General features: G+C 68.9%; 15 protein-coding genes. 13 read left to right on the forward strand and 2 right to left on the reverse strand.

Annotated elements, in window-relative coordinates:
- Position 1: 1 nt before the first annotated feature.
- Positions 2-907, reverse strand: a complete 906-nt coding sequence (locus OHB24_RS28475; protein ID WP_442914004.1) for an AAA family ATPase — start codon at positions 905-907, stop codon at positions 2-4.
- 589 nt (positions 908-1,496) lie between these two features.
- On the opposite strand from OHB24_RS28475, the gene mraZ reads away from it, so the two are divergent.
- The 13 genes from mraZ (at position 1,497) to ftsZ (ending at position 17,765) form a co-directional block, all read left to right on the forward strand.
- Positions 1,497-1,928: a division/cell wall cluster transcriptional repressor MraZ gene (gene mraZ / locus OHB24_RS28480; RefSeq protein WP_327633925.1), complete on the forward strand. Its 432-nt coding sequence runs from the start codon at positions 1,497-1,499 to the stop codon at positions 1,926-1,928.
- A gap of 228 nt (positions 1,929-2,156) precedes the next feature.
- Entirely contained in the window at positions 2,157-3,122 is a 966-nt protein-coding gene (gene rsmH, locus OHB24_RS28485; RefSeq protein WP_327633926.1) for a 16S rRNA (cytosine(1402)-N(4))-methyltransferase RsmH, read from the forward strand.
- On the forward strand, positions 3,122-3,730 hold the full coding sequence (locus tag OHB24_RS28490; RefSeq protein ID WP_327633927.1) for a hypothetical protein: 609 nt from the start codon (positions 3,122-3,124) through the stop codon (positions 3,728-3,730). Before rsmH ends, OHB24_RS28490 begins: the two co-directional genes overlap by 1 nt.
- A 4-nt stretch (positions 3,731-3,734) precedes the next feature.
- Complete coding sequence (locus OHB24_RS28495) at positions 3,735-5,969, forward strand: peptidoglycan D,D-transpeptidase FtsI family protein (RefSeq protein ID WP_327633928.1); 2,235 nt, start codon at positions 3,735-3,737, stop codon at positions 5,967-5,969.
- 80 nt (positions 5,970-6,049) lie between these two features.
- The gene (locus tag OHB24_RS28500) at positions 6,050-7,576 is read left to right on the forward strand and encodes a UDP-N-acetylmuramoyl-L-alanyl-D-glutamate--2,6-diaminopimelate ligase (RefSeq protein ID WP_327633929.1); all 1,527 of its coding nucleotides are present in this window, start codon (positions 6,050-6,052) and stop codon (positions 7,574-7,576) included.
- Positions 7,573-8,964: a UDP-N-acetylmuramoyl-tripeptide--D-alanyl-D-alanine ligase gene (locus OHB24_RS28505; protein ID WP_327633930.1), complete on the forward strand. Its 1,392-nt coding sequence runs from the start codon at positions 7,573-7,575 to the stop codon at positions 8,962-8,964. The genes OHB24_RS28500 and OHB24_RS28505 overlap by 4 nt, the downstream gene beginning before the upstream one ends.
- Entirely contained in the window at positions 8,961-10,043 is a 1,083-nt protein-coding gene (gene mraY / locus OHB24_RS28510) for a phospho-N-acetylmuramoyl-pentapeptide-transferase (protein WP_327633931.1), read from the forward strand. The genes OHB24_RS28505 and mraY overlap by 4 nt, the downstream gene beginning before the upstream one ends.
- Positions 10,040-11,485, forward strand: coding sequence for a UDP-N-acetylmuramoyl-L-alanine--D-glutamate ligase (gene murD / locus OHB24_RS28515; protein WP_327633932.1), 1,446 nt, complete (start codon positions 10,040-10,042; stop codon positions 11,483-11,485). Before mraY ends, murD begins: the two co-directional genes overlap by 4 nt.
- A 4-nt stretch (positions 11,486-11,489) precedes the next feature.
- A complete protein-coding gene (gene ftsW / locus OHB24_RS28520) occupies positions 11,490-12,743 on the forward strand; it encodes a putative lipid II flippase FtsW (protein WP_327633933.1) in 1,254 nt (417 codons plus the stop codon).
- Between the two features lie 22 nt (positions 12,744-12,765).
- Entirely contained in the window at positions 12,766-13,854 is a 1,089-nt protein-coding gene (gene murG, locus OHB24_RS28525) for an undecaprenyldiphospho-muramoylpentapeptide beta-N-acetylglucosaminyltransferase (RefSeq protein WP_327633934.1), read from the forward strand.
- A complete protein-coding gene (murC, locus tag OHB24_RS28530; RefSeq protein ID WP_327633935.1) occupies positions 13,851-15,311 on the forward strand; it encodes a UDP-N-acetylmuramate--L-alanine ligase in 1,461 nt (486 codons plus the stop codon). Before murG ends, murC begins: the two co-directional genes overlap by 4 nt.
- Before the next feature lie 18 nt (positions 15,312-15,329).
- A complete protein-coding gene (locus OHB24_RS28535) occupies positions 15,330-16,070 on the forward strand; it encodes a cell division protein FtsQ/DivIB (RefSeq protein WP_327633936.1) in 741 nt (246 codons plus the stop codon).
- Between the two features lie 159 nt (positions 16,071-16,229).
- Entirely contained in the window at positions 16,230-17,765 is a 1,536-nt protein-coding gene (gene ftsZ, locus OHB24_RS43370; RefSeq protein WP_442913927.1) for a cell division protein FtsZ, read from the forward strand.
- Position 17,766: 1 nt separating this feature from the next.
- Here the strand turns inward: ftsZ and OHB24_RS28545 are convergent, their stop codons facing one another.
- Positions 17,767-18,291 (reverse strand): ArsR/SmtB family transcription factor, encoded by a 525-nt coding sequence (locus OHB24_RS28545; RefSeq protein ID WP_327633937.1) that lies wholly within the window; start codon positions 18,289-18,291, stop codon positions 17,767-17,769.
- Between the last annotated feature and the right edge of the window lie 54 nt (positions 18,292-18,345).

Raw genomic sequence — 18,345 nt, forward strand, 5'->3', positions numbered from 1 at the left:
CTCAGTCCCGGCGGGTGCGGGGGAGCGGCACGCTCGCGACCAGCCCGGAGATGATGTCGGCCGCGTCGCGCCCACCGAGATGCGCTTCGGCCGCAGGCAGCACACGGTGCGCGAGCACCGGTACCGCGAGCTCCTGGATGTCGTCAGGCAGCACGAACTCCCGTGCGTCGAGAGCGGCGGCCGCGCGGGCCGCCCGGATCAGGTGCAACGTCGACCGCGGGCTGGCGCCGAGCCGGAGCTCCTGCGAGCGGCGGGTCGCGCCGACCAGCGCAACGGCGTACTCCTTCACCGACTCCGACACGTGCACCGACTGCACCGTCTTCACCAGCCGGAGGATCTGCTGGCCGTCGGTGACCGGCTGGAGGTTCGCCAGCGGGTCGTCGGCCGCGTGCCCGTCCAGCATCCGCAGCTCGGCGGCCGGCTCCGGGTAGCCCATCGAGACACGGGCCATGAAACGGTCGCGCTGCGCCTCGGGCAGCGGGTACGTGCCTTCCATCTCGATCGGGTTCTGGGTCGCGATGACCATGAACGGCGATTCGAGGTGGTACGTCGTGGTGTCGACGGTGACCTGGCGCTCCTCCATCGACTCCAGCAGCGCGGCCTGGGTCTTCGGCGAGGCGCGGTTGATCTCGTCGCCGACGACGATGTTCGCGAACACCGCGCCGGGCTTGAACTCGAAGTCGCGGATCTCCTGGTTGAAGACCGAGACGCCGGTGATGTCCGACGGCAGCAGGTCCGGCGTGAACTGGATCCGGCGCACGGTGCAGTCGATCGACTTCGCCAGCGCCTTGGCCAGCATCGTCTTACCGACGCCCGGCACGTCCTCGATCAGCAGATGCCCCTCGGCCAGCAAGACGGTGATGGCGACCTCGACGACGTCGGGTTTGCCCTCGATCACGGTCTCCATGGCCCGGCGGACACGGCCCGCCACCTCGGACAGCTCGTCGAAGTCCCCGGCTCCTGCCAGCGGCGAGCTGGTCGCGGTGGTGCTCACTCGGTGTCCTCCCCATTCGTTGACTGCCGACACATTCTCACCCGCTGTAGGGGTCGGGCCTAGAGCCGCGGGAGTTTCGTTACCTGGCGTTTCGGTGTTCATCTCGGGGTTCATCGGCGCACGCCCTCACGGCGGGGTCGGAAAACTAGTTCCTCCCAGCGTACGGGCGGCAAAAGCCGCATGCGGAGCGTACGACGCCGCGAACATCCGACTGGTTCACGGTTCGGGCCGCCGAATAGTTCACCGCTTCCTCCACTTTCCTCCACCAGGGCCCTCCACCACGCTCCACACGACGTACTACACCGCCCGGATGCGGCGCGTTCGCCGGAGGTTGAGGCGGCAGCGACACGCGGGTGCTGAGCGTGGATTCAGGCGGCGCGGGGGCGGAATGGGGCGGAAGTTGGTTGACGGTGGTGGAAAGTGGAGTAAGGTGGAGCGCAGTGGAACTGAAGTGGTGGAAACACCCGCCTGAGTCGGAGAGTCCGCAACGGGGAGGTGGAGCGTGTTCCTCGGAACTCACTTCCCCAAGCTCGACGACAAGGGACGGCTGTTCCTGCCGGCGAAGTTCCGCGACGAGCTGGCCGAGGGTCTGGTGATCACGCGTGGACAGGAGCGATCGCTGTCCGTGTGGCCGGAACGTGAGTTCGTCCAGCTGACCGAGCAGTTGAAGCAGGCTCCGATCACCAACAAGGGTGCCCGGGACTACCTACGGATGTTGTTCGCCGGCGCCTCCAACGAGATGCCGGACAAGCAGGGCCGGGTCACCATCCCACCGATGTTGCGCGACTACGCGTCACTGGATCGCGACTGCGTCGTCATCGGGGCGATGAACCGGGTGGAGATCTGGAACACGGAGAACTGGAACCGGTACTCGCAGGAGCAGGAGCAGGCGTTCGCCGACCTGTCCGAGGAAGTACTGCCGGGCATCTTCTAGAAGCACACAGCTGAACAGAGTGCGAGGACACACCGACCGTCCGGTGAGATCACGGGTCCGACTTCCGACCTGGGGTGTTGACGCCACTTCCCCGGCGCCAAGGCCATCAGGTACTTCCCCGGAAGACGTACCCGCGATCTGACCGGACGGTGCTGTCTACGCACCACACAAGACCTGCGGGGGCAGGGTCGCTCCCGCAGTGACAGTGGAGTGACGGGAAGGGTCGAGATGAACGCTGCGGAGCGGCATGTGCCGGTGATGCTGGAGCGCGTGGTCGCGCTGCTGGCGCCGGCACTCGCGCGTCCCGGCGCTGTCGTCGTCGACGCCACTCTCGGCCTCGGCGGTCACTCCGAGGCGTTCCTGCGGCAGTTCCCCGAGGTCCGGCTGATCGGGCTCGACCGGGACCCCGCCGCCCTGCGCCTGGCCGGCGACCGGCTCGCGCAGTACGCGGAGCGGATCACCCTCGTGCACGCGGTGTACGACGAGTTGCCGCAGGTGCTCGAGGACCTCGACGTACCGGCCATCGACGGCATCCTGTTCGACCTGGGCGTCTCGTCGATGCAGCTGGACGAGGCCGACCGTGGTTTCGCCTACGCGCAGGACGCGCCGCTGGACATGCGGATGGACTCGACCGGCCCGACCACGGCGGCCGACATCCTCAACACCTACAGCGCGGCCGACCTGGCCCGGATCCTGTTCCAGTACGGCGAGGAGAAGTTCGCCCGCCGGATCGCGGACCGGATCGTGCGGGAGCGGGAGACCGAGCCGTTCACGAACAGTGCGCGGCTGAGCGAGCTGGTGCGCAACGCGATCCCGCAGGCGGCCCGTCGGACCGGGGGACACCCGGCGAAGCGGACATTCCAGGCGTTGCGGATCGAGGTGAACGGCGAGCTCGACGTACTGCGTCGCGCGCTGCCGGCCGCGCTCGAGTCGCTGGCGCTGCACGGCCGGATCGTGGTGATGAGCTACCACTCGCTCGAGGACCGGATCACCAAGCAGGCGATCACGCCGGGCACCAAGTCCGACGTACCCGACGACCTGCCGGTCATCCCGGCCGGGCACGAACCGTATCTGAAGCTACTGACCCGGGGCGCCGAACGGCCGACCGAGGAGGAGGTCGCGGTGAACCCGCGCGCCGCCTCGGCTCGCGTGCGGGCGGCCGAGCGGATCCGGGAGAGGGGACTGGTCGCCTGATGAGTACTGTCTTCAGCCCGCAGAAAGCGCGGGTGACGCCGGTCCCGGCGAAGAAGACCCAGCCGCGGCTGCGGGTGGTGTACGGCGCGCCGTTCCGGCCGCCCCGGATGCCGTTCGTCATCTTCGTGGTGTCGCTGCTGGCCGCCGGACTGGTCGGTCTGCTGCTGCTGAACACGGAGCTGCAGAGCGGCACGTTCAGCATCACCAAGCTGAGTTCCCAGGCCGATCAGTTGCGGGACCAGCAGGAACAGCTGGAGAAGCAGGTCCGGACGCTGGAGTCGCCGCAGAACCTGTCCGACCGCGCGCTGCGGCTCGGCATGGTGCCGAACCCGAACCCGGTGTTCCTGCGGCTGTCCGACGGCCGGGTGCTCGGCGTACCGGCGGAGGGCAAGGCCGGGGCCGGTACGGCGATGTTCGGCCCGGGCACGCCGACCGGTAAGGCGACCACCAAGCCGGTGACGCCCGTGAAGCCGGTCAAGCCGGTGACGCCGGTGAAGCCGTCGGCCGGGACCACCAAGCCGCCCACGAGTACGACGACCAAGCCGCCGACCGGCACCACGAAGCCGCCGGCCACGACGAAGAAGCCTGCCACGACCACACGGGGATGATCGGATGACGGATCGACGGGGAAACGAGCCGCCGCCACGTAAGCGCGGCGCCGCACCGGGCCGGGGTAACCCGCCCAGCAAGGCTCAGCCCCGTCGTCCATCCGCTACTGACAGTGGCCGCACCACCCCGCAACGCCCCGAGTCCACCCGCGAACGCCTCCTCCGCAAAGCCCGTGAAGAGCAGGAGCGCGCGGCTGCACCACGTCCGGTGAAGAAGGCCGCTGCGAAGCGACCATCGGGAAGTACGCCGTCTGCTCGCAAGCAGACTCCTGCTGCGAAGAAGACCGCTGCCAAGAAGACTGCCGCCAAGAAGACCGGTGAGCGGCCGGTCAAGAAGGTGGCGGCGAAGCGGCCTGTCAAGAAGAGCGCCGGAAGGAAGCGGCCGCCGCAGAACAGGCCGGCGCCGCGGCCCAAGAAGCGGAAGGTGAAGAAGGCGCCGCGGATGTTGCGGCTCGGCCGGCCGGCGCTGCGGTTGCGGATGACGTTCGGCGTGATGGCGTTCGTCCTGTCGCTGTTCGCCGGGCGCCTCGTGCTGCTCCAGGGCGTGGACCCGGACAGCTACGCGCAGGCGGCGACCAAGGAGAACGCCCGGTCGTACATCCTGCACGCGAACCGCGGCACCATCGAGGACCGGAACGGCGTCGAGCTGGCGGTCACCGAGGATGCGGTCGCGATCACGGCGGACCCGCAGCAGACCAAGCCCGTGGCGCAGCAGCTGGCCGCGATCCTGGCCCCGAAGCTGACCGGTACGACGACCGCGAAGCTGGTCGCCGCGATGTCCGGTACCGGCCGCTTCACGTACCTCGCGCGCCAGGTGAGCCCGACGATCTGGACCACGATCCAGGCCGAGATCAAGGCCGCGAACGTGCCGATCGCCGAGCAGAACAAGGGCAAGCCGACCGAGCAGCAGGCCCCGATGCTGGCCGGCCTGTACACCGAGGAAGACCCGATCCGCAGCCACCCGAACGGCAGCATCGCCGCCACTCTGGTCGGCGTGACGGGGGCCGACGGCAAAGGCCAGTCCGGTCTCGAGTACGGACTGAACGACAAGCTGTCCGGCAAGGACGGCCAGGCGATGTACGAGGTCGACGCCAAGGGCAACAAGATCCCGAACGCGAACCACACGGTGCAGGAGCCGAAGCCCGGTCTGGGGGTCCAGCTGACCCTGGACACCGACCTGCAGTTCTTCGCCCAGAAGCGGATCCAGCAGGCGGTCGAGCAGTACAAGGCCAGTGCCGGCACGGTGATCGTGATGGACGTGAAGTCCGGGGAGCTGATGGCGATGGCCAACTACCCGAGCTTCGATCCGAACAAGAAGTACACCTCGGCGGACCTGAACAATCCGGCCCTGGAGCGCAGCTACGAACCGGGCAGTGTGCAGAAGGTGGTCACGATGGCCGCCCTGGCCGACGCCGGGATCATCGACCTGAACACCAAGCTGCAGGTCCCCGGCAGCATCGACGTACAGCGCCGGATCATCAAGGACCACTGGTCGCACGACACGATGAACCTGACCATCTCCGGGGTGATCGCGAAGTCGTCGAACGTCGGCACGATCATGGCCGCGCAGAAGATGCCGATCCCGCAGTTCGTGAAGTACCTGCACGACTTCGGCTTCGGCGAGCCGACCGGGCTGAACTTCCCGGGCGAGACGAAGGGCCGGCTGACGCCGGGCGACGAGTGGCCCGAGATCACCCGCTCGAACGTCGCGTTCGGCCAGGGGCTGTCGGTGAACGCCGTTCAGGAGGCCGCCGCGGTGAACGCGGTCGCGAACGGCGGTATCTACGTGCCGCCGAAGGTGGTCCGCAACTACATCGACGCGAACGGCTCCCTGGTCCCGAACCAGACCGCGCCGGCCCGCCGGGTTGTCAGCGAGAAGGCCGCCAAGGAGGTCACGACGATGATGGAGGCGGTGACCGCGAAGAAGGGCACCGCGCCGCAGGCCGCGATCGACGGCTACCTGGTGGCCGGCAAGACCGGCACCGCGCAGCAGGTCGTTCCGGGGACCGGTAAGTACGGCGCCTGGGCGACTTCTTTCGCCGGATTCGCTCCTGCGGACAACCCACGGTTCGTCACGTACGTCGTACTGCACGATCCCCAGGGTGCCCGGGGTGGTGGTCTCCAAGGAGGACCGGTGTTCCGCGATGTGATGAGCTACGCCCTGCAGAAGTACGTCGTCCCGCCGACCGGGGCGCAACAGCCGAACATCCCGCTGACCTGGACCTCGTCGAAGCGGTGATGCCCAGCTCGGTCGGACGCAGCTTGGTGACGCAGGGTCAGATAGGAGTCACGGGGTCCGGAGCGGTAGCCTCAGGGCCCGTGTCCACCCCTACCGCCGCCGGCGGCGCGGTCGCAGCGATCAGGCCTCGGCACGTCGTGCCGGTCAGCCTCGCCGACCTCGCGACCGTCGCGCATTCACAGGTCCCGGCAATGTCGCCGGCGACCGTGACCGGCGTATCCCTAGACTCGCGTTCCATCCTTCCCGGCGACCTGTACGCCGCGCTGCCCGGTGCGGTCACGCACGGCGCGGAGTTCGTCGCGAGAGCCCAGCAGGCGGGCGCGGTCGCCGTACTGACCGACCCGGCCGGCGCGAACCGCGCCGCGGCCACCGGTCTTCCGGTACTGGTCGCCGACCGGCCGCGGAGCGTCCTCGGCGCGATCGCGTCCCGGATCTACGGCGAGCCGACCAGTGAGCTCCGGCTGCTCGGCGTGACGGGCACCAACGGCAAGACCACCACCAGCTTCCTGCTGGACTCCGTACTGCGGGAGCTCGGTCCGACGGCGCTCATCGGGACGATTCAGACGCGCATCGGCGACGAGGTCGTGAAGAGCGTCCGGACCACGCCCGAGGCCACCGACCTGCAGGCGCTGTTCGCGGTGATGCGCGAACAGGCCGTCGCGTGGTGCTCGATGGAGGTGTCCAGCCACGCGCTCGCGATGGGTCGCGTCGACGGGGCGCGGTTCGCGGTCGCCGGGTTCCTGAACCTCACGCAGGACCATCTGGATTTCCACAAGACGTTCGAGGAGTACTTCCAGGCGAAGGCCTCGTTGTTCACCCCGGAGCGGTGCGATGTCGCGGTGGTGACGATCGACGACGAGTACGGGCGCCGGCTCGCCGCGCAGACCGTCGTACCGCTGGTCACGGTGTCGGAGAAGGGTGACGCCGACTGGACGGTCGCCAACCGGCACCGGTCCGAGCACGGTACGACGGTGCTCGATATCCAGGGGCCGGACGAGACGCTGACCGTCGAGATCGCGCTACCGGGCGACTTCAACGTCGCCAACGCCCTGCTCGCGACGGCGATGCTCCGGCAGGTCGGCGTACCTGCCGAGGCGATCGCGGCCGGGTTGCGGACCGCCGCCGTACCCGGGCGGATGGAGACGTTCACCCGGGCGGACGGGCTGGCGGTGATCGTGGACTACGCGCACACTCCGGACGCGGTCGCGTTGGCGCTGCGGGCCGCTCGGACTGCGACCAAGGGCCGGTTGTTCGCGGTCGTCGGCTGCGGTGGTGACCGGGACCCGTGGAAGCGGCCCGCGATGGGCGCCGAGGCGGCCAAGGCCGCGGACGTCGTGATCGTGACCGACGACAACCCGCGCAGCGAGGACCCGGCCGCGATTCGCGCTGCCGCGCTCACGGGAGCCCGGGAGGCTGTTCCGGGCGTGGATCTGCACGAGATCGGCGACCGCCGGCACGCGATCGCGTCCGCGATCGAGCTGGCGGGCCCGGGCGACACCGTCGTCGTCCTCGGTAAGGGGCATGAGACGGGCCAGGACGTCGGTGGTGTGATTCACCCGTTCGACGACCGCGAAACTGTGCGTGAGCTGTTGGAGGCAGACCGGTGATCCCTGTCAGTTGCGGCGAGATCGCCGACGCCGTTCGCGGTGAGCTCGTGGGCGTCGAGCCCGCGGCAGTCGTGGACGGCGCGGTGGTGATCGACTCACGAGCAGCTGGGCCGGGTGGACTCTTCGTCGCCCTGCCCGGTGAACGCGTCGACGGCCACGACTTCGTCGGTACGGCGACAGCGGCCGGCATCACGGTCTCGCTCACCACGCGACCGATCGAGGGCAGCCCGTGCATCGTCGTCGACGACGCGCAGCGTGCCCTCGGCGACCTGGCGCGCCACGTCATCGGCAAGCTGCCCGATCTGACCGTGATCGCGCTGACCGGTTCGTCGGGCAAGACCAGCACCAAGGACCTGATCGGGCAGCTGATCAGCCCGTACGGCGAGACCGTGGTGCCGGAAGGCTCGTTCAACAACGAGATCGGGCACCCGCTGACCGCGCTGCAGGCGACGGCGTCGACGAAGTACCTGATCGCCGAGATGGGGGTGCGCAGCCTCGGGGACATCACCTACCTGGCCGGGATCACGCCGCCGAAGATCGGCCTGGTGCTGAACGTCGGCACCTCGCACATCGGCAAGCTCGGATCCCAGGACAACATCGCGCTGGCCAAGGGTGAACTGATCGAGACCGTCGCGCCGGGCGGCACCGCGATCCTGAACGCCGACGACCACCGGGTCGCCGCGATGCGCAGCCGGACGGAGCAGCAGGTGCTGACCTTCGGCGAGGCGCCGGAGGCCGAGATCAGGGCCACGGACGTCAAGATCGACGGCGAGGGACGGCCCGCGTTCACGCTGCAGATCGGCGATTTCGGCGCCCCTGTCCAGCTGCAGTTCATCGGCGAGCACTACGTCTCGAACGCGCTGGCCGCCGCGGCGGTCTGCGTCGCGATCGGTCTGACGCCGGAGCAGATCGCCGACGGCCTGAACGCCGCGCAGCGGGTGTCCGCGGCGCGGATGGAGCTGACCGAGCGGCCGGACGGCGTGACGGTCATCAACGACGCGTTCAACGCGAACCCGGAGTCGACCCGCGCGGCCCTGAAGTCCCTGGCCGCCATCGGCCGGTCCCGCGGTGCACGGACCTGGGCGGTGCTCGGCGAGATGCTCGAACTCGGCGACACGTCGACCGACGAGCACGACGCGATCGGCCGGCTGGCCGTCCGGCTGGACGTCAACCGGCTGCTCGTGGTCGGCGCGGGTGCGAAACCGATCCACCTCGGGGCCTCCCTGGAAGGTTCGTGGGGCAACGAGTCCGCGTTCGTCGAGACCATCCCCGAGGCGCTGGAGCTGCTTCGCCAAGAGTTGCGCGCGGGTGACGTCGTACTGGTGAAGTCGTCGAAGGCGGCGAAACTGCGCAGCCTCGCCGACGCGCTGGTGGAGGACGCCCAGTGATTTCGATCCTGTTCGGCGGCGCCGTCGCGATGGTGCTGACGCTGCTCGGCACCCGGTACGCGATCAGGTGGCTGGCCAAACGCGGCTACGGCCAGGAGATCCGCGACGACGGCGTGAAGTCGCACCAGATCAAGCGCGGTACGCCGACCATGGGCGGCACGGTGTTCATCGCCGCCACCATCGTCGGGTACTTCGCGGCGAAGCTGTTCACGATGACGCCGCCGAGCGCCTCGGCGATCCTGGTGCTGTTCCTGTTCGCCGGGATGGGCGCGGTCGGCTTCCTCGACGACTTCATCAAGATCTTCCGGCAGCGCAGCCTCGGCCTGCGCAGCAAGGCGAAACTGGCCGGCCAGACGATCGTCGCGGTGATCTTCGCGGTGCTCGCGCTGCAGTTCCCGGACGAGCGCGGGCAGCGACCGGCGTCGCCGTTCATCTCGTTCATCCGCGACATCGGCTGGCTCGAGCTGCCGGTCATCCTGGTGATCATCTGGATCCTGCTGCTGATCGCCGGCATGTCGAACGGCGTGAACCTCGCCGACGGCCTGGACGGTCTGGCCACTGGTGCCTCGATGATGGTGTTCGGTGCCTACACGCTGATCTGCATCTGGCAGTTCAACCAGAGCTGTGCGACCGCGCAGGGCGTCGGCGCGAAGTGTTACGAGGTACGGGATCCGCACGATCTGGCGGTGGTCGCGGCCTCGCTGACCGGTGCGTTGTTCGGGTTCCTGTGGTGGAACGCGTCGCCGGCGAAGATCTTCATGGGCGACACCGGTTCACTCGGGCTCGGCGGGGCGCTGGCCGGCATGGCCGTGATGACCCGGACCGAGTTGCTGGTGCTGCTGCTCGGCGGCCTGTTCGTCGTCATCACCGCCTCGGTCATCCTGCAGGTCGGCTATTTCAAGATCACCAAGAAGGCCACCGGCGTCGGGAAACGGTTGTTCCTGATCGCGCCGTTGCATCACCACTTCGAGATGCTCGGCTGGGAACAGGTGAACGTGGTGATCCGCTTCTGGATCATCCAAGGCTTGTTCGTGGTGATCGGACTCGGGGTCTTCTACGCGGAATGGGTCACCGGATGAGCCTCGAAACCCGCCTGGAAACTCGCTCAGACGACGGCTGGGCGACGACCCGGTTCGTCGTCCTCGGCTTCGGTACGGCGGGCTACGCCTGCGCCGACTCCCTGCTCCAGGCCGGCGCCGAGCACCTCGTCGTCCTCGACGACCGGGACACCGAGGCGCTCCGCGAGAAGGCGCAGATCCTCGAGACGCTCGGCGCCACGATCACCCTCGGCCCGGGCAGTACGACGGAACTCCCGAAGGACGTCGACGTCGTCGTCACGTCACCCGGCGTACCGCCGCACGCGCCGCTGCTCGCGCAGGCCGCCGAGCGGGACGTGCCGATCTGGAGCGAGATCGAACTGGCCTGGCGGCTGCGGGACCCGGCGAACGCCGCGCCGTGGCTGTGCATCACCGGCACCAACGGCAAGACCACGACCGTGCAGATGCTGACCGCGATCCTGCAGGCGGCCGGCCATCGGGCCGTTGCCGCGGGCAACGTCGGCCTGCCGTTGCTCGAGGCCGTGATGGACCCCGAGCCGTACGACGTGATCGCGGTCGAGCTCTCGTCGTACCAGCTGCACTTCACGCACTCGATGTCGGCGCACGCGGCCGCCGTCCTGAACATCGCGCCGGACCACGTCGACTGGCACGGTTCGCTCGAGGCGTACGCGCAGGACAAGGGCCGGATCTTCGACAACTGCCAGGTCGCCTGCGTGTACAACGTCGCGGACCCGGCCACCGAGCACCTGGTCGAGGAAGCCGACGTGATCGAGGGCTGCCGCGCGATCGGCTTCACCCTCGGTACGCCGGGCCTCTCGATGCTCGGCCTCGTCGACGACCTGCTCGTCGACCGTGCGTTCGTGGAGCAGCGCGCCACGTCGGCGCTGGAGCTCGCGAGCCTGTCCGACATCACACCGCCCGCGCCACACAACGTCGCGAACGCGTTGGCGGCCGCGGCGCTGGCCCGCGCGTTCGGCGTACCGGCGACCGCGATCCGCGACGGGCTGCGCGGGTTCCGGCCCGACAAGCACCGGATCGCGCACGTCGCAGAGGTTGCCGGAGTCAACTATGTCGACGACTCGAAGGCCACCAACCCGCATGCCGCGCAGGCGTCGCTGCTCGCGTACGAACACGTGGTGTGGATCGCCGGCGGCCAGGCCAAGGGCGCGACGTTCGACGAACTCGTCGTCGCAGCACGCATGCGTTTGCGCGCCGTCGTACTGCTCGGGCAGGACAAGGAAGTGATCGCCGAAGCTCTGCAGCGACACGCACCGGATGTCCCGAGGATCGTCGTCGAGTCAACGGACACTGGAGCCATGGAGATCGTGGTGGGGGAGGCAGCGAAGCTCGCACAGGTGGGTGACACCGTGCTGCTCGCGCCTGGCTGCGCATCCTGGGACATGTTCGCCAACTACGGAGCCCGCGGCGACGCCTTCGCCGAAGCCGTACGCCGACTGGGGTGATCGCGTGACGTCGATCGCAGATCAGCCGGACCAGAAGAAGCAGCAGACCAGCGAGCGCGCCTGGATCGCGGCGATCAAGGACGTGCTCGACCGGCCGCTGACGTCGTACCACATCGTGCTCGGTGCGACCGGCCTGCTGCTCGTGCTCGGGCTGATGATGGTGCTGTCGGCGTCGAGTGTGCTGTCGCTGCGCGTGAACGGGAACAGCTACACGATCTTCGTCCGGCAACTGATCTGGGTCGGCGTCGGTCTGCCGATGGCGTACGTCGCCTCGCGGATGACACCGCGGCACTTCCGCATGCTCGCATACGTCGCGCTGCTCGGCTCGATGTTCCTTCTGGTGCTGACCTACATCCCGGGCCTCGGCGTCGGCGTGAACGGCAACACCAACTGGCTGAACCTCGGCGGACCGCTGCAGATCCAGCCGAGCGAGTTCGCCAAGCTCGCGATGGTGATGTGGTGCGCGGATCTCTATGCGCGCAAGGAGAAACTGCTCACGCAGTGGAAGCATCTGCTGGTCCCGATGGTGCCGGTCTGCGGTCTGGTGATCGCGCTGGTGGTCGGGCAGCACGACCTCGGTACGGCGCTGGTGCTGATGGCCGTGATGATCGGCATGATCTGGATCGTCGGCGCGCCGACCCGGCTGTTCGTCGCGACGATCGTGGTGGTCGGCGCGGTCGCGACGTACTTCGTGAACGCGGAGAAGTACCGCCTGGACCGGGTGACGTCGTTCCTGGACCCGTTCGCCAACCCGACCACCGTCGGCTGGCAGGCGTACCACTCGTTCTACGCGCTCTCGACCGGCGGCTGGTGGGGTGTTGGGATCGGCAACAGCCGGCAGAAGTGGAGCAACCTGCCGGAGGCGCACACCGACTTCATCTTCTCGGTGATCGGTGAGGAGCTCGGCCTGGTCGGGTCGCTCACCGTACTCGCTCTGTTCCTCACCATGGCCTACGCCGGGGTGCGGATCGCGACCCGGAACACCGAGCCGTTCGTCCGCTATGCGGCGGCCGGGATCACCATCTGGCTCATGGCGCAGACGCTGGTCAACCTCGGCGCCGTGATCGGACTGCTACCCATCGTGGGTATCCCGCTCCCGCTTTTGTCGTACGGTGGTTCCGCACTGCTGCCGACGCTGATCGCGATCGGCATGCTGCTGTCCTTCGCGAAGGCCGAGCCCGGCGCGCAGGCCGCCCTGAAAGAGACTCGGCGTCCTCGTTTCGGCTGGCTGCCTTCGCGGCGTATGTCGTACAAATGAACCCGCGGGAGCGTTGAAAGCTGTGCCCAGCATCGTTCTGGCCGGTGGCGGTAGCGCCGGCCACACCTCACCCCTGATCGCCACCGCAGACGCCCTGCGCCGGATCGACCCGACGATCGACATCATCGCCCTCGGGACCGAGCGCGGTCTCGAGACCCGCGTGATCCCCGAGGCCGGGTACCGACTGGAGTTGATCCCGCCGGTACCGCTGCCGCGCAAGCCCACGCCCGCCCTGTTCGCTGTCCCGGGAAAGATGCTGTCCTCGGTGAGCGCGGCCCGGAAGGTGCTGGACGAGGCGAAGGCGGACGTCCTGGTCGGCTTCGGCGGCTACGTGTCCACGCCGGCGTACGTCGCCGCCTGGCGGCGGAAGACCCCGATCGTGGTGCACGAGGGCAATGCCGTCCCGGGAATCGCGAACAAGTTCGCGGCCCGGTACTGCACGGAGCACGTGAAGACGTCGTTCCCGGGCACCGACCTGCCGCACGCCGAGTACGTCGGGTTGCCGATCCGCCGGGCGATCTCGACGCTGGACCGGGCCGCGCTGCGCGCCGAGGCCCGGCAGTTCTTCGGCCTCGACCCGGACGCGCCGACGCTGTTCGTGACCGGCGGCTCGCAGGGCGCGCAGCGGATCAACGAGTCGATCTCCGGCGCTGCCGCGGACCTGCAGGCGGCCGGCATCCAGGTGCTGCACGCGATCGGCCCGAAGAACACCCTCGAGGTGCCGCAGACAGGTCCGCTCCCGTACGTCGTACTGAACTACGTCGACCGGATGGACCTGGCGTACGCCGCCGCGGACCTGGTGGTCTGCCGCTCGGGCGCGAACACGGTCACCGAGGTGTCCGGTGTCGGCCTGCCCGCGATCTACGTTCCGCTGCCGATCGGTAACGGTGAGCAAAGACTGAACGCGAAGCCGGTCGTCGACGTGGGTGGAGGTGTGCTGATCGACAACGCTGAGCTGACTCCTGACTGGGTGCGCGCGAACGTGGTGCAACTTCTGCTCGACCGCGAGCGTCTGACAGCCATGTCCACAGCTGCGACCGGTGTGATCCGGACCGACGCCGACGACCGATTGGCGCGGATCATCCTCGATGTGGTGGGGTCTGCTTCGTGATCGTCACCGCTCCTGACACGCTGCTCCCGGCCGAGAAGCTGGGCAGAGTGCACTTCGTAGGCATCGGCGGCGCCGGCATGTCCGGGATCGCCCGGATCATGGCGTCGCGCGGGATCGAGGTGTCCGGCTCGGACGCCAAGGACGGCAAGGTGCTCGCCGCGCTCCGCGCGCTCGGCGCCACCTGCTGGGTCGGCCACTCCGGCGAGCACGTCAAGGATGTCGACACGGTCGTGGTGTCGACCGCGATCCGCGAGACCAACCCCGAGGTGGTCGCCGCCCGCGAGGCCGGGATCCCGATCCTGCCGCGCGCCGCCGCGCTCGCCTCCGTGATGGTCGGCCGCCGGACGATCGCCGTCGCCGGCACACACGGCAAGACCACGACCACGTCGATGCTGACCGTCGCGCTGCAGCATTGCGGCGCGGACCCGTCGTACGCGATCGGCGGCAACCTGAACGAGTCCGGGTCGAACGCCCACGACGGCACCGGCGACCTGTTCGTCGCCGAGGCGGACGAGTCGGACAAGTCGTTCCTGACCTACGCGCCCGAGGTGTCGATCGTCACGTCGGTCGAGCCGGACCACCTGGACAACTACGGCGACGAGGCCAGCTACCGCAAGGCGTTCGAGGAGTTCTGCGGACGGGTGCTGCCCGGCGGGTTCATGGTGATCTGCCAGGACGACGCGGGCGCCCACGCGCTGGCGTCGTACGCGCGGGACCGCGGGATCGACGTCCGGACGTACGGCGAGTCCGAGGACGCGGACCTGCACGTCACCGAGATCACCGCGACCGGGGCGACGCAGTCGTTCGTGCCGGTGTACCGCGGACGCAAGCTGCCGGTCGTGAACCTGCAGCAGGCCGGCAAGCACAACGCGCTGAACGCGTCGGCGGCCCTGACCGTCGGGCTCGGGCTCGGGTTCTCCGCGGCCGACCTGGCCGAGGGGCTGGCGTCGTTCACCGGCACCGGCCGGCGGTTCGAGTTCAAGGGTCTCGAGGACGGCGTGCGGGTGTTCGACTCGTACGCGCACCACCCGACCGAGCTCGCCGTCGACCTGACCGCGGCGCGCCAGGTGGCGGGGGAGGGGCGCGTGATCGCGTGCTTCCAGCCGCACCTGTTCAGCCGGACCCGGATCTTCGCCACCGAGTTCTCCGAGGCGCTGGCACTGGCCGACGAGGTCGTGGTGATGGACATCTTTGCGGCCCGCGAGGACCCGGAGCCCGGTGTGACCGGGGCCCTGATCGCGAACCATGTGCCGCTGAAGCCCGAGCAGGTGCGGTTCGAGCCGTCGTGGTCCGCCGTACCGCAGGTGGTCGCGGACCTCGCCCAAGCGGGCGACCTGGTGGTCACGCTGGGCGCGGGCGACGTGACCCTGATCGGCCCGGAAGTCGTTGGTTTGCTGGCCGAACGCGCCGCGGCCCGCGAGCCTTCCGAGGCAATGCCGGTACCTGTGGTGGAGTAAAAGGGTGGGGTTTGTTGAATGAGCCAGAACGTCGATCTGGCTCGGGCACAGCAGAAGTTCGCGCGCCGGCAACGGCTGGTGCGGTGGCGGAGCTGGTTGCCCTGGGCCATCGGCGGCGGACTGGTCGTGCTGGCCGGTCTGGTCGTCTGGCTGTTCTACTTCTCCTCCGCGTTCGCGGTCTCCGGGGTCCGGATCAGCGGTGCCGACACGGTGCCGGTGGCAACGATCGAGCAGGTCGCGGCCGCGCCGACGGGTACACCGCTGGCGAAGGTCGACCTGCGGTCGATCGCGGACCGGGTGCGGACGATCCCGGCCGTCGCGGACGCGCAGGTGACCCGGGCGTGGCCGCGCAAGATCGTGATCGTCGTCACCGAACGGGTCCCGGTCGTGGTGGTCACCGACGGCTCGCGGTACGAACTGGTGGACGCGACCGGTACGTCGTACCGCACGGTGCCGGACCGGCCGGCGGGACTGCCCGAGGCGAAGGTGACCGGGGTCCGGCGTGACGTCACGATCCACTCGGTCGTGACGGTGTCGGCGGCCCTTCCGGACACGCTGCGGGCGCAGGTGGCATCGATCTCGGCAGCGTCGCCGGACTCGATCACCCTCAACCTCAGCTCCGGCGTGAAGGTGGTTTGGGGTAGTTCCGATGACAGCGAGCGCAAGGCCGAGGTACTCAGCGTGCTGATGAAACGGCAGGCGAAGGTGTACGACGTCTCGGCGCCCGATCTTCCTGTCACCAAAGGGGAAAAGCGGTGACGGATCACATGTCGGTACGGGCGGCGAGGCGCGTGGACATCGCCAGAACCCGTCCCGTAGCGTGCGACGTAATCTAAAGTTGACATAAGTCTAAGCATGCACTTGAGGTTCAGTCTTTTCGCTGGACAACGGGAAACGAACGAGGCGAGAGGCGCGGACGTGGCGGCACCGCAGAACTACCTGGCACTCATCAAGGTCGTCGGCATCGGCGGCGGCGGCGTGAACGCCGTCAACCGGATGATCGAGCACGGGTTGAAAGGCGTGGAGTTCATCGCCATCAACACCGACGCCCAGGCGCTGCTGATGAGCGACGCGGACGTCAAGCTCGACATCGGCCGCGAGGAGACCCGGGGCCTCGGCGCCGGCGCGAACCCGGCGATCGGGAAGAAGGCCGCCGAGGACCACGGGGAGGAGATCGAGGAGGCGCTCAAGGGCGCCGACATGGTCTTCGTCACGGCGGGCGAGGGCGGCGGCACCGGCACCGGTGGCGCGCCGGTGGTTTCCCGGATCGCGCGCTCGCTCGGCGCGCTGACGATCGGTGTGGTGACCCGGCCGTTCTCGTTCGAGGGCAAGCGCCGTGCGACCCAGGCCGAGGAGGGCATTGCCGCCCTTCGTGAAGAAGTCGACACCCTGATCGTCATCCCGAACGACCGGCTGCTGACCATCTCCGACCGCGCCGTGTCCGTGCTGGACGCGTTCAAGCAGGCCGACCAGGTGCTGCTGCAGGGTGTTTCCGGTATCACCGACCTGATCACCACGCCCGGCCTGATCAACGTGGACTTCGCCGACGTCAAGGCGGTCATGTCGAACGCCGGCTCGGCGCTGATGGGCATCGGCTCGTCGCGCGGCGAGGACCGCGCGGTCGCGGCCGCCGAGGCGGCCATCTCGTCGCCGTTGCTGGAGGCAAGTATCGAGGGTGCGCACGGCGTACTGCTGTCGATCGCCGGCGGGTCCGATCTCGGCCTGTTCGAGATCAACGAGGCCGCCCAGCTGGTCTCGGAGTCCGCGCACTCGGACGCGAACATCATCTTCGGCGCGGTCATCGACGACGCCCTCGGCGACGAGGTGCGGGTCACGGTGATCGCCGCCGGGTTCGACGGCGGGATGCCGAAACGCCGCGAACAGGCGATGAACCAGGCCCGTCCGCAGTCGTCCCGCCCGCCGACGCAGAACTACTCGGCACCGATGTCCGGCAGCCCGGCACCAGGCCAGCAGTCCGGCCAGCCGGGCACGGGCCAGCCGCCCGCGCAGCCTGCTCCTCAGCAGCCTGCTCCTCAGCAGTCCACGCAACCGCCGAGCGGCATGCCCAGCCAGCCAAGCCAGGCTTCCTCTGCTCCCGCAGGACCGGGCCAGCAGCAGGCTCCGTCCCAGTCGGCGCCGCCGCCTCAAGCCACGCCGACCGACAACACGGTCCCGGTGCCCGCACCGACCGAGTCGCGGCCCGGTGCCGGGACGACGAACTCCGCGCGCCCGCAGGCGGGTGACGGCGTTCGCACGGTGCAGTCCGGCCAGCAGTCGGCCCAGCCGGCACCGCACACCCCGGCCTCGCCGTCGACTCAGCACTCCTGGCCCACCCACGGCCCGAGCAACGCCGGTACGGGTCAGGGCGGTCAGACCGCTCAGCCGAGTCAGCCGGTCAAGCCGAAGAAGCCGGAGCCCGAGGAAGACCTCGACATCCCGGACTTCCTGAAGTAAGTCAGCTGCCCTCGCCGGGCGTCGTGGCCTGGCGAGGACGGTAGACCGACACAACCACGCCGTACCGCGACTCTCCGGGGCCTGCGTCGGCGAGGTCGTCGGCCATCTGCTGCAGCGTCGCGGTGAGTTCCTCCGCCTGCGCGGCGGTCAGCCGGACGTTCCGCACCGTGAACATCGGGTCGGGGTCGGCGGTCTCCAGATCGGCTGCGACCGCCTGCAGCGCGACGGTGTTGTTCGCCCGCGCGCCTTCACCCGTGAAGCCGAAGCGCCGCACAGACCGTCGGTAGTACTGCTCGGTCCCACCCCGCACCTGCCGCGTCTCGGCCACGTGCACCATTCCGGCGTCGCGGAGCACGCCCAGGTGATGGGCGACGTTGCCTTTCGCCGTCCCGAGCGCAGCGGCCAGTTGGCTGATCGTGGCCGCCTCCTGCCCGAGTGCGAACAGCAAGCGGTGCCTCAGCGGGTGCCCGAGCGCCTTGAACTGCGCAGCGCTCGACACGTCCAGGTGATCGATGATCTCGGCCATGGATCAAGCGTCGAGAATTCTTGACACTTTGTCAATCTGCCTGCTGTACTCCTG

This window comes from Kribbella sp. NBC_00482 (assembly GCF_036013725.1).
Lineage (GTDB): Bacteria > Actinomycetota > Actinomycetes > Propionibacteriales > Kribbellaceae > Kribbella.

Coding starts and splice junctions, on each gene's coding strand:
- OHB24_RS28545 (WP_327633937.1), bottom strand. CDS start 18,291: ATGGCCGAGATCATCGATCACCTGGACGTGTCGAGCGCTGCGCAGTTC.
- rsmH (WP_327633926.1), top strand. CDS start 2,157: ATGAACGCTGCGGAGCGGCATGTGCCGGTGATGCTGGAGCGCGTGGTC.
- OHB24_RS28535 (WP_327633936.1), top strand. CDS start 15,330: ATGAGCCAGAACGTCGATCTGGCTCGGGCACAGCAGAAGTTCGCGCGC.
- OHB24_RS28475 (WP_442914004.1), bottom strand. CDS start 907: ATGGAGACCGTGATCGAGGGCAAACCCGACGTCGTCGAGGTCGCCATC.
- OHB24_RS28490 (WP_327633927.1), top strand. CDS start 3,122: ATGAGTACTGTCTTCAGCCCGCAGAAAGCGCGGGTGACGCCGGTCCCG.
- OHB24_RS28495 (WP_327633928.1), top strand. CDS start 3,735: ATGACGGATCGACGGGGAAACGAGCCGCCGCCACGTAAGCGCGGCGCC.
- murD (WP_327633932.1), top strand. CDS start 10,040: ATGAGCCTCGAAACCCGCCTGGAAACTCGCTCAGACGACGGCTGGGCG.